Source organism: Nocardioides bruguierae, assembly GCF_023656415.1.
Taxonomy (GTDB): domain Bacteria; phylum Actinomycetota; class Actinomycetes; order Propionibacteriales; family Nocardioidaceae; genus Nocardioides; species Nocardioides bruguierae.
This window is the reverse complement of the sequence record NZ_JAMOIL010000051.1, coordinates 1-10,664: the sequence shown is the minus strand read 5'-3', so window position 1 is coordinate 10,664 and position 10,664 is coordinate 1. Positions and strand designations below refer to the sequence as shown.

The following is a 10,664-nucleotide window of genomic DNA, read 5'->3' as shown; positions in this document are numbered from 1 at the left end:
AGCTCCTCAACCGCCGCAAGTGGAGGACCCGAGTCGAACTCGCGAACGCGATCTTCGAGTACATCGAGATCTTCCACAACCGACAACGCCGTCACTCCGCGCTCGGCTACCAGACCCCGATCGAGTACGAGCTAGCCTCACCCACAGACACCGTTCCCGCCTGAGGACTCATCACGCCGAATGGAAACCAGGCTGTAGGGCAGGTCAGAGTGTCAACCAGACCGGGGGCAGACCCTACCCCGACCGGATCAACCCCTACCTGTAGACCCCACCAGAGAGATTGAGACCAGCCCACTTACACAGAAATCTTGACAGGCTCATCTGTGGTGCCGAGTGGCGCTGCTGGAAGGATGTGCGCTGTGTGACGACTTGAGGCCCAAGCGAATTTCTGGGGAAAGATTCCCTTCAGCGACACGCGACGTTGCACTTGAGCAGACTGCAACTCGCCATGAACGCGGTGTCACCAACCGAGCCGATCCGGCACACAGACGCGGCTGTCCGGCGATGCGTGGACACTGTTCAATGCTGATCTGCAAGCGCCGCCACCCACCATGCTGTGAGTCGACTCACAGCTAGACCGGTCGGGCAATCTTGACGGAAAGCGAATCGCGACGCCTGTCGTCCCATACCTTTCGAGAGGTGTTAGTTCATCTGACGGTCGAACAAGAGGAAAGCGATGCCAAGAGTCGCTCCGCTACGCAGGGTCACTGCGAAGTGCTTTGAGTGGTCTTCTGAAACTATTCGCGAACTGGGGAGCGTCACTCGGACGTAACCAACAAAGGATACGAAAGCGGCAGATTTCGGAGAAATGATGAAGTTGCGATCAGTGATCCCCGTCTTTTCGATCTCGCTACTCATGCTCGGGGCCTGCAGCAGTGACGACGCGGTTCCTTCCGCAAAGAGTGTTGGCAGTGACGGGCCAATGGTTCATGTTAGTCCCCATGGCTGGGCTGAGCCCGTGCAAGTTGGCCAGACCATCAGTGACGGGCTTGAAGTCTTGTACTTGGAGAATGTGCCCTCCGATGCGACGGCTGTCATCACCAACGTCTCGCTGATTGGCGACGATGCGCTCGAGTTAGTAGACGCCTATATCGTGCCAGGGCCGCGCAAAGTTGGTTCTTTCATTCTTCCAGACCAGTGGCCTCCTGTTGAGGGGTCGCGTCTGACGCCGGTCCTAGATCCTGCAATTGGCGCAAGCATCGGCACGCGGAGCGCAAGCGACGACTGGGGATGGCTGCTCGTTATCGGAATGCGTTCTGTCCAACCGGGGTACAAAGTACGATCTGGCATACGCATCGATTACGAGTATCTCGGCACCGAGTACTTCGTGAACGTTCCTGGCGTCGTCGGCATGTGCGTATCTAGCAAACCACTCAAAGAGGGCGCAGAATGCGCCATACCCAAGATTGGAGAAGTGCAGTAGTGAAGAGATGGATAACGAGCGCAACAGGGTTGGGGCTGCTTGCGGCAGGACTGTCAGTCCCCACTGCAGTCGCTCCAGCCAGCGCACGCCCGCAAGGTCCCGCGCTCTTCCAGGGCGCAGTAGTCACCGGCAACGGCACCATGATGGAGTCTGCAACGGTCACATTCAAGCTTGTTGAGCGCGTGCCGCAGAAGGCCTCGCGCAAACGCAGGGAAGCGATTGCCAGGCTGACCAATTCGGGCATGCCCAAGCGCGCAGCTCGGCGTGTGGACGCGGTGAGCAGACCGATCGCAAGTGGGGTGACGGGCGATTCTGGGTATTTTGCGGCACGTTCGACAACCTCCGAAGAAGTCGGCAGCCTGCAGCCAGATGGGACGGTCCAAGTGGAGATTACTGTCTGGACGCCCGAGATGGTGCGGTACTACTGGGTTGATGTTGAGCCTCAAGATCTTGGCGATGTCAGTACTTCAGGACGTTTGGCCACGATTCACGTTGCGCCGTCGACTGCCTCGACGCTGCTGATCGCGGGTGAAAGGGGTGTCGTTGAGACCGTTGAGGGTCCAGCCGCATTGTCCAGGGCTCTGTCATCGAACCGTGTTGCCATGTCTGACGAAGATACGGTTGTGGCGACCAATCCGGATTCAATAGACGGTGAAATGAGCGCCGACGAAGCAGCAGATGTTGCCGCCGACGAATTAGCCTACCAGAACGGGACTATGGATCAAACGGAAGAGCAACTGGCTGCCGAAGAGCGTGATTCGTGCTCGACCGGCGACGGGGAGACTTGGTGGCAGGACGTCGACGGTGTCACGCAAAAGAGGCGGATCCCCCTCGTCGGCTCGTACATCAAAAACAAATTCTATCCTACGGTCTCTCTGAAGAAGGTGACCACCACGAAAATGGAGATTGCGGTTACCGGTGCCGGGCCAAACTATGCTGGGGGCCTGACCACGTCCGAGAGTAGCAAGGTGGCGGCGGAGGCGGTGGCCACGAGGGACGATAAGAAGAACGTCAACTATCTGTGGCGTGCCGTCTGGAAATATCAGAAGCAGGAACGATGGTGTTTTGGTGGCGGGTACCCGTACAAGACCGGGCGTACCCGTTGGGTGCCTTCTGTTTGGATGGGGGGGGCTTGTTCCCGAAGAGGACAGCATTACTCGGTGGGAGTGTGAGAACCAATACGCTACGATTGCTTCAAATAGCCTCAAGGTGTCGCGAGAGTCTACTGCGAAGTGGTCCGGCTTCTTTTCTATCGCCAAGGTTCCGCTAGCCAGCCAGCTACTACTGGATGCTAAGGTCACTTCCGAGGAGGAAAAGTCCAAGGAGGTTTACCACCGGTACGCCCTTCGCGATAGTAACGAGACCGGCCGCTTGTGCGGCAAGGGAGACGTGCCGGTTGAGGCGACTTTCGTCGAGGAGACTTACACCAGTTGATCGTTCATGCGCATCTAGGTGCCGTCCGACTTGAGTTCGGGCGGCACCTAGTCGTATGTGGGCTGGACGTTGGGGACGCCTGTGGTGAGTCGGCTGGCGGGCGGGGCGTCTTCGCGTGGGGTCAGCGTCCCAGGTCCGACGAAGCGGTCACGGGATGCGGTGACCCCTTGACCGGCGGCTGCATCGAGGGCTGCAACGTCGGCAGACGCCGGCGCGCAGGGTGAGACTGCCTCGTGACCGTCCACGCTCAGCCAGACCTGAGAGTCCGCCCAGCACCCAGAAGGCCGCGCCTGGGGGTCAAGGGGTCGCAGGTTCAAATCCTGTCAGCCCGACCGAACCAAACCGCCTCTGACCTGCGGAAACGCAGACGTCAGGGGCGGTTTTGTTGTCTCTGTCAGCGATCGGCTGCAGTAGCGGCTGCAGTAGCGGCTGCAGTAGCGGCTGCAGTAGAGCGCGTGGCCGGCTGCAGAGCGCCGTTCTAAAGGATGGATTGAAGGACGTCGTACGGTTTGGCGGGCAGGACGACGGATCGATGCAGAGTCCAAGCTTCGCTACCGCGCTTGCACTCGAGCGTCAGTTGAACGACGTGGCTGTCGTCGTCCTCCCACTCGACCCTCAAAGATGCCTCGCGTGCGCCAGCTCGAAGCGGTGCGATTCGCGCGGACTTCGACGCAGCGCCGGGAGTTACGCCTTCTTGCTGGTCTGAGAACCAGACGAGGTGGGGCCCTCCGATGGTGACGAGGACTTGGTCCAAGTCCATGGAATCGGCGAGCTCGAACCGCAGGCGGTGCCAAGTTCCGCCGCTGACTTCCTCTGCCTCAATGTCGATCACCGGTGTTTGGTCCCGGTGCCAGCGCTCGAGGTTGATCCTTCCTTGCCTGAAGGTGTGCCAGAGTGCGACGAGGCTGATCACGACGGCAACCAACGAAAGACTGTCACTCATGGGTGCACGCAAGCAGGGACCGCCGACAGCGCCTGTCCATTCCCCGCCTTGCGGTCCCTTGTAATGAGCGTGTCGCTGCAACTGGGCGTGTCCCTATTAACTGGGGGATCGGCACAGGCCCTGGGCGGCACGTGCCGAGGGCTGCCCCGTGCCAGACTGGCTCGGTGCCCAGCATCAACGCCCGCGCCTGCTTCGCAGCCGACCGGAGCACGTCAGCTCACACACTCTCCGAGCTCGCTTCAGACAGTTCCTCGAAGGTGCGAGAGGCCGTCGCGAAGAACCCATCCACGTCCGTCGAAGTCCTCGAGGTCTTGGTGCGCGACGAGAAGTGGGCCGTGCGGTTCGCGGTCGCCGAGAACCCCGGTCCGCACGCTCTTGCCCCAGCTCTGGGGGCGTCCGACGCCGATGTGCGTGGGCGCGCGGCACAGCGCGATGACCTCGACGCCATGGGCGCCAGACGCGTGCTCAGCGACCCCGTGCACAGCGTGCGTGAGCGACTCGCTGAGGTGACACAGGACGAGGACGCGGTGGCAGCTCTGGCGCGGGACCCGCACCCGGCTGTTCGCTCGACCATCGTTCTCAATCCAACGATCAGTGATGCCGATGCCGAGATGCTGGCATCTGACCCGATCGCCCAAGTGCGCGCAACGGCGGCGGGCTCTCGAAGACTGCGATCAGAAACGCTGAGTCGCCTGGCGGAGGACCGCTCGTCCGTGGTCCGTTGGTCAGTTCTTGTCAACAACCCCGAGCGGCTGGATCTGGCACGCAAGATCGCTGAGGACTCCGACGAGATGAACGCCAGTCAAGCAAAGGAGCAGATAGCGCACCCGCGTGACTTCACGGAGTTTCTCGGCGAGATCGATCTCATCAACTGACTGTCAGACGATGCGCTCATCGGCGGACCTGGCAACTGGCGAGGCTGCTCGGGACGCAGCTAGTAACACTTGCGACCCACGAGTTCCGGTCAGCTGTTGAGTTCGCCGGAGGCTCAGCCGTGACGGATGCAGAATGTGGGCATGCGAGAACCCCGGCCTGACCGGTTCATGTCCCCCGATGGTCGAGCGGGCTGGTATGCGGTTCCTCCCGGGGGTCATGGGGCCGAGGATGACAACGAGACCTGGGAAGGGCCGAGCGAGGGGTCGTTGATCCGCTTCATGTCTGAGGACGGTGTCGATGTCCCCTTGTGGAGCGAGGACGGCCTGATCTTCGTCGACGGCGACGAACTGGTTCGCGAGTGGAGCGTCAGTCAAGAACTCGCGAGCGACATCGTGGAGTGGGGTCGGGCGTCCCAAGGTCCGGCGACTGCGAGGATCGACGCAGAAGCGGCCCGCTTGATCCGCAGCCTCCGACGTGAACTCGACTACCGCTTCCGCATCGTCTATCAGCCCTGATCCGGGCATCCGCGCACCGGCAGATCCGCCACCGTCCGGCAGATGTTCGAACGCCGTCTCTGGACCTTCGCCTATCGGGACAAGTCGAAGTGCACCTTTGGGTGCGTCCCGACGGGGAGATTGCGCCGGACGCATCATGCTTGTGCCCGTGACTGATGTGCCGTGGGCAACTACTTCGAGGCTGGTCCTCCGTAGCCCGAGGCCCGAGGATGTCGACCGGCTTTTCGCGATTCACAGCAACGTGCTCACATACGAGCACGACCCAGATGGACGAATGGTCGACCCCGAAGATGCACAGCGCCTGCTTGAGGCGTGGCGGTCCCACTGGGTGGCGCATGGGTTTGGGTACGCCGCCGTCGAACTCGCTGGCTCAAGGGAGATCATCGGATTCGCAGGTGCCAAGCACCAGACGATCGGGGGACAGCCTGTTCTCAATCTCTACTACCGCTTCGATCCCTCATCATGGGGCCACGGCTATGCCAGTGAAGCGGTTCGTGCGGTCATCGCCAACGTGCAGTCCACAGTCCCGCGGTGCGTAGTGGTGGCGCGCGTCGCCCGGAACAACCCAGGCTCCATCGCAGTCGCTCGAAGCGTCGGTTTGTCGCGGCAACTCGTGACTGACCCAGGTGATCCGAGTTCGCACCACCTTTTCGCGTCCCGACACCTCTAGCTGATGCACACGAGGGATGGTCTCGCGGAGGGACCCGTGTGGCATGGTCAAGCGGAGGTCGCAAGCGGATACCTATCCGGGACGCCGTCCGCTCATGCCGAGTTGCGGGGATTCACGACAGACACTCGCGAGAGGATCTGTGACATGAATGATCTCGCAGCGGTCCGAGCGGAAATACTCTCGGCAGCAACGGAGGATCTGACAGGCGTCTACGAAGCCTGGTGGACCGCAAACACCATGCGCCCCGACCTTGCGCTCAGCGCGCGTCTGGCTCTGGCCGAGGAGTCGTTGTGGTCGCTGTTGTCCGATGGGCTGGTGGCCCTCTCTCGGGGGTCCTGGGAGTCGCAGATCCCGGTGCCGGAACATGAGGTCGAGCAGGTCCTGCGCGAGTACAAGACTTGGGACGTTGACGATGCGGCTGATCGGATCTTCTTCGAAGCCACTGCGGCAGGACACGCAGCCTATGGACTGCCTGGCTGAGGTCGAAGCGTCCGCATCTGCCGCGATACGGACGTGGCTGACTATCGACCCCCAGCCGCCCGTGCCGCGTGCCGATGGGCATGCGGGCACGAAGCTCGTCCGACGGGGCAAGCCTGCGAATGCATCGCGGAACACCGTCGGGCGCACTCTCCACGCGATGGGCACTCAGTATGCACTGGCAGTAGACCGATACGTGGGCCCCAGCGTCAGGCGGAGGCGTTGACGCGTTGATCGACTACCTGGTCCCAGCCGCCGCCTCGATTCTGATGCGCATCTACTAGGCGGACCAGCTCGGGGCCGAGGACCGTCGTTTCACGGCACAGTGGGTGGACGTTCGCTATAGAGTCCCGGGCATGCACTCGGGACTCAAGGTGGCTGCCGTTCTGTCTGCTCTCCTCTTGGCTGGCTGCTCGAGTGAAGCGACGGCGACGGAAGCTGGTGAGCAGTTCTTCAACGACTTCCAGGCAGCCGAGGCTGCGGGCTGGGATGTGGATATGCTGCAGTCCCTTGCCGATGGCCTGCCGAAGAGTGCGACAGTGACCGGCATCGCTGATGACGACGGTGACGGGCTGGACGACGACGGGCAAGTCAGCGTGACCGAGGATGGCGACTGGGCGTGCGTGATCCTGCCCGGGAAAGCTAGGGATGGGAACGTCTCCAGCGGAGCCTGCTCGTAGCATTCGCGCCTCGACAGTATGGTTCGGTTCGGTTCGGCGCTTTGGCTGTGATCGGTGCAGCGGCGGCTGCTAGCGCGGCTGGAGGCTTCGCGTATGGTGCTTGCGAAGGAGACGGCAGTGCATCAGCCGGCGTCGACGACGCCCTCCTCGGGGCTGGCAGTGCATTGCTCTCCGTTCCCGGTGGAATGCTGACGGAGATGTGATGACTCTCGAACCAGCAGACCGGAGAAGGGCTGCCTACGTAATTATTGTCGCGCCGATCCTCGTGTTGCTCGGTTTCGTTCTGCGTGACGTTTTCGATATGCGACTTTGGCTCGTCTTCGTGGTTTGCCTCATTGTCAGTCTTGCAATTGGCGGTTCCGCCTACATGGTCCGCAGGCGAAATTCTTGTTGACTCGGGGATGTTAATTTAGCGCGCAAAGGTGTTAATGCAACTCAATGACACCCCCTAGAGGCATCGTCACGCAGAGCGTGACCAGTTCGGGGTCATCGCGGGAGCGTGGCCACGGGCGGATCGCCTATCGGTGACCGCAGCAACGACCTCGGCGGCAGACCGAACTGCCCAGCCCGCCGTCGCCGATAGTGGTTCCCCAACCGGCGCCGGATGAGCACCCTGCTCGAGCTCGTCCGCCAGCGCCTCAACCGCACCGACGCCGCCGCCAGGTGGGTCAGCCTGATCCGAGCTGACCTCGACGCGCACGGCGGCAAACCGTCCCGCCCACGACAGCACCGCCGAGCCGGTCAAGCGACGCGCAGCCGGCGACCGGCTCTAATCGCTACGCGGATGACCAACCGCCCGACCAGTGGCAGAAGCGTGCAGGTCCGGTGGGCGTCGAGGGGTTCCACTGGTTGACTGCTCGCATGACATCAGGCGACGGGACCACACTGCTCATCTCCGTTGACATCCGCCAGGTGGACGAGCACGGGCTGGTGTCCAACTGGGATGACGACACGAAGTTGTGGCTGTCCCTCCAGGAGCAGGACAGGACCATCGGTTTCGCCGGGAACAGGGCGGCGCTGACCTCGCTGGCGCGTCATCTGCTCACGCTTGCCCAGGCAGACGCCATGCCGGGTCACAACTTGTACTGGGAACCAGAGTCGGGCTGGTTCGAGACCAACGAGGCGGGCCTGCACATCAGCCTCGTGGAGTGACCGCACATCGGCTGCGGGCACCTCCCTGCTCGATCGTGCGGCGAGAACGCTCCATATTTTCACGCTGCTATTCGAGGGGGGTAACCGGCTCATCGAGCCTGGATTGCGAATCGACCTGACAGTGCGCTCCCGAGGTGCCCGCCAAGGATCTTGACCGCTCCGCCCTGCGTGCTTCTATTCGAGGGGGGAGGCGCCCAATGCCTCGCCGAGACCATCTATCGCTGTCCGTCGGTACGCGTGGGTGACATGACCGTAGGTGTTCATGGTTCATCTCGAGGCTGGAGTGGCCGAGGATCTCCATGACGGTGCGCGGAGGGACGCCGGCTCCGAGGAGTAGCGAAGCTCACCCGTGCCGGAAGTCGTGGAGACGCACCACCCGGACGCCGGCGCATCGGCAGCAGGCCTGGACGATCCGCGTCGTGTTGCGAGGGTCGAACGGTGTGCCGAGACCCACATGTGCCAGCGACTAGGTTGCGACCATGGATGCCGTGCTCGGACCACAGTCGACCGCCCCCGTCCGCCATGTGTTGTTCGACGCCGACGGTGTGCTGCAGGTGGTGCCGGGTGGTTGGTACGTCGCGATGGAGCCCTATTTGGGCGACCGCGCGAGGGAGTTCCTCCACAAGACGTGGAAGGACGAGCTGCCTACGTTGGCGGGCGAGGGTGACTACTTGCCGATGCTCGCGACGGCGTTGCTCGAGTACGGCGTGACGGCGCCGGTCGAGGACGTCTACCGCGACGTCTGGCATCGCATCGAGCTCATCGAGGAGTCGTTCGCCCTCATCGAGACGCTGCGACGCAACGGCTACGGCGTGCACCTTGGCACCAACCAGGAGCAGCACCGCGGCGGTCACATGCGGAGCGCCCTCGGCTACGACGCCATCTTCGACACGAGTTGCTATTCCTACGACCTTGGCTTCGCCAAGCCGGACCCGGCTTTCTTCACCGAGGCCGCCCGCCGGATCGGTGTCGATCCGGGCGCGATTCTCTTCATCGACGACAGCATCAAGAACGTCGAGGGCGCCCGGGACGCAGGCATGGTCGCCGTGCATTGGGACGTAGACCAAGGCCACGACTGCCTGATCGACGTGCTCGTCGAGCACGACGTCGCGGCGTGCTGAGTAGTCTTGTGACGATGACGACCGAAGACGCGCTAGCAACGGTAGGTGCGGTTCGCGCCACCGGCGGCGACGCGAGCCGGCCATGGACGGCGCTTGCTTCGGGCTATGAGCAGGCGCGTGCTCGGGAAGACTCACTGGATCGACTGGTCGAGTGGCCCGCCCAGCGCGAGCTCCTCGGCGACGTCACCGGGCTCGCGCTGCTCGACGCCGGCTGTGGCAACGGTGCCAAGGTCGCCCAGCTGGTCCAGGAGGGTGCGGGCGCGTCGGTTGGTGTCGACATCAGCGACGGCTTCGTCGTCCCGCCGACGGGCTTGGAGTTGATCCAGGGCGACCTCTCCGACCTGTCGGCGCTGCCCGGCTTGGCGGGCCGTCGGTTTGACCGAATCATGCTCTTGCAGTCCTTCGGTTACGCCAGGGACTCCGTACTCGCCCTGACGGTCGCCCGCGAGATGCTCACCGACGACGGCTTCATCCTGCTGACTCGCACTCATCCGGTCCGCTACGCGATCGAGCGCGCTGAGGAGAACGGCACGACGCTGGGGGAGGAGTACTTCTCCACTGAGCCCTTCGCCTATCGCCACCGGAACTGGGACGACGCGGTCACCCTGACCAAGCGGCCGTACACGATCGCGGACCTCCTCAACACTTTCAGCGCGGCCGGACTGTGGGTCGAGGCCGTCGCCGAGCCCGCGATGGCTGCCGAGGTCGGCGAGCGCTACCCGCACAAGCGGGCCGTGATGAACCAGTATCTCGGCATCCTCTTGTTCAAGCTCAGGCCGCTGCCGCAACGGCCTCAGTAGCCACGGGAGCCGTCGACCAGCTCACGCAGGATGTCGAGGTTTCCGGCATGCTGGGCCGTCTCCTCAACCATGTGAGTGGCTATCCAGCGCAGACTGACCAGCGGGTGGGGTCTGTTGAACGATCAGGGGACGTCTGATTCAGCGGCCTTGTTCACGATGAGTTCGAAGTCGATGGGGTCAATCGGCCGAGAAGGTCTTGGCGTCGGCGTCGGTTGAGAACGTTCCTTGCCGTAGGGCGAAGAAGTTGACCCCTTGACCAGTTGCTGCAACGCCGGCTGCAACGTCGCGAGACGTGGATGGACGACGCGTGCCTTCGGGGCCGGAGGTCAGGCTCAGACAGGGCATGACAAACGCTGACCGCTCGTGCAGCCGCGCCTGGGGGTCAAGGGGTCGCAGGTTCAAATCCTGTCAGCCCGACCGAACCAAACCGCCTCTGACCTGCGGACACGCAGACGTCAGAGGCGGTTTTGTTGTCTCTGTCAGCCATCGGCTGCAGTAGCGGCTGCAGTAGCGGCTGCAGTAGAGCGCGTGGCCGGCTGCAGAGCGCCGTTCTAGAAGACGGATTGAAGAACG

13 protein-coding genes are annotated in these 10,664 nt (G+C 62.8%); 11 read left to right on the top strand and 2 right to left on the bottom strand.

What is annotated here, in order from left to right:
- The 3 genes from M8330_RS21250 to M8330_RS21240 form a co-directional block, all read left to right on the top strand.
- On the top strand, positions 1-164 hold a 164-nt coding region (locus M8330_RS21250; protein WP_250828814.1), incomplete at its 5' end, for an IS3 family transposase.
- Between the two features lie 644 nt (positions 165-808).
- Positions 809-1,423: a hypothetical protein gene (locus tag M8330_RS21245; RefSeq protein WP_250828977.1), complete on the top strand. Its 615-nt coding sequence runs from the start codon at positions 809-811 to the stop codon at positions 1,421-1,423.
- A gap of 140 nt (positions 1,424-1,563) precedes the next feature.
- Positions 1,564-2,595, top strand: coding sequence for a hypothetical protein (locus M8330_RS21240; protein ID WP_250828976.1), 1,032 nt, complete (start codon positions 1,564-1,566; stop codon positions 2,593-2,595).
- 740 nt (positions 2,596-3,335) lie between these two features.
- On the opposite strand, the gene M8330_RS21235 is transcribed toward M8330_RS21240, so the two are convergent.
- Complete coding sequence (locus M8330_RS21235) at positions 3,336-3,800, bottom strand: hypothetical protein (RefSeq protein ID WP_250828975.1); 465 nt, start codon at positions 3,798-3,800, stop codon at positions 3,336-3,338.
- Positions 3,801-3,964: 164 nt separating this feature from the next.
- Here M8330_RS21235 and M8330_RS21230 point away from each other — a divergent pair, with 164 nt between their 5' ends.
- The 8 genes from M8330_RS21230 to M8330_RS21195 all read left to right on the top strand — a co-directional run bounded on the left by M8330_RS21230 (position 3,965) and on the right by M8330_RS21195 (position 10,091).
- Positions 3,965-4,675, top strand: a complete 711-nt coding sequence (locus tag M8330_RS21230) for a hypothetical protein (RefSeq protein WP_250828974.1) — start codon at positions 3,965-3,967, stop codon at positions 4,673-4,675.
- A 267-nt stretch (positions 4,676-4,942) separates the two neighbouring features.
- Complete coding sequence (locus tag M8330_RS21225; RefSeq protein WP_250828973.1) at positions 4,943-5,191, top strand: hypothetical protein; 249 nt, start codon at positions 4,943-4,945, stop codon at positions 5,189-5,191.
- A 148-nt stretch (positions 5,192-5,339) separates the two neighbouring features.
- Positions 5,340-5,861, top strand: a complete 522-nt coding sequence (locus M8330_RS21220; RefSeq protein WP_250828972.1) for a GNAT family N-acetyltransferase — start codon at positions 5,340-5,342, stop codon at positions 5,859-5,861.
- A gap of 144 nt (positions 5,862-6,005) precedes the next feature.
- On the top strand, positions 6,006-6,341 hold the full coding sequence (locus M8330_RS21215; RefSeq protein WP_250828971.1) for a hypothetical protein: 336 nt from the start codon (positions 6,006-6,008) through the stop codon (positions 6,339-6,341).
- Between the two features lie 353 nt (positions 6,342-6,694).
- Entirely contained in the window at positions 6,695-7,018 is a 324-nt protein-coding gene (locus M8330_RS21210; protein WP_250828970.1) for a hypothetical protein, read from the top strand.
- An 861-nt stretch (positions 7,019-7,879) separates the two neighbouring features.
- Positions 7,880-8,170 carry an Imm32 family immunity protein gene (locus M8330_RS21205; RefSeq protein WP_250828969.1) on the top strand — a complete coding sequence of 97 codons (291 nt, stop codon included), beginning with the start codon at positions 7,880-7,882 and terminating at the stop codon, positions 8,168-8,170.
- Between the two features lie 479 nt (positions 8,171-8,649).
- Positions 8,650-9,291, top strand: a complete 642-nt coding sequence (locus tag M8330_RS21200) for an HAD family hydrolase (protein WP_250828968.1) — start codon at positions 8,650-8,652, stop codon at positions 9,289-9,291.
- A 14-nt stretch (positions 9,292-9,305) separates the two neighbouring features.
- Positions 9,306-10,091: a class I SAM-dependent methyltransferase gene (locus tag M8330_RS21195; RefSeq protein WP_250828967.1), complete on the top strand. Its 786-nt coding sequence runs from the start codon at positions 9,306-9,308 to the stop codon at positions 10,089-10,091.
- On the opposite strand, the gene M8330_RS21190 is transcribed toward M8330_RS21195, so the two are convergent.
- Entirely contained in the window at positions 10,085-10,192 is a 108-nt protein-coding gene (locus M8330_RS21190; protein ID WP_372490285.1) for a mycothiol transferase, read from the bottom strand. The two genes, M8330_RS21195 and M8330_RS21190, sit on opposite strands and share 7 nt — an antisense overlap.
- Positions 10,193-10,664 lie beyond the last annotated feature (472 nt).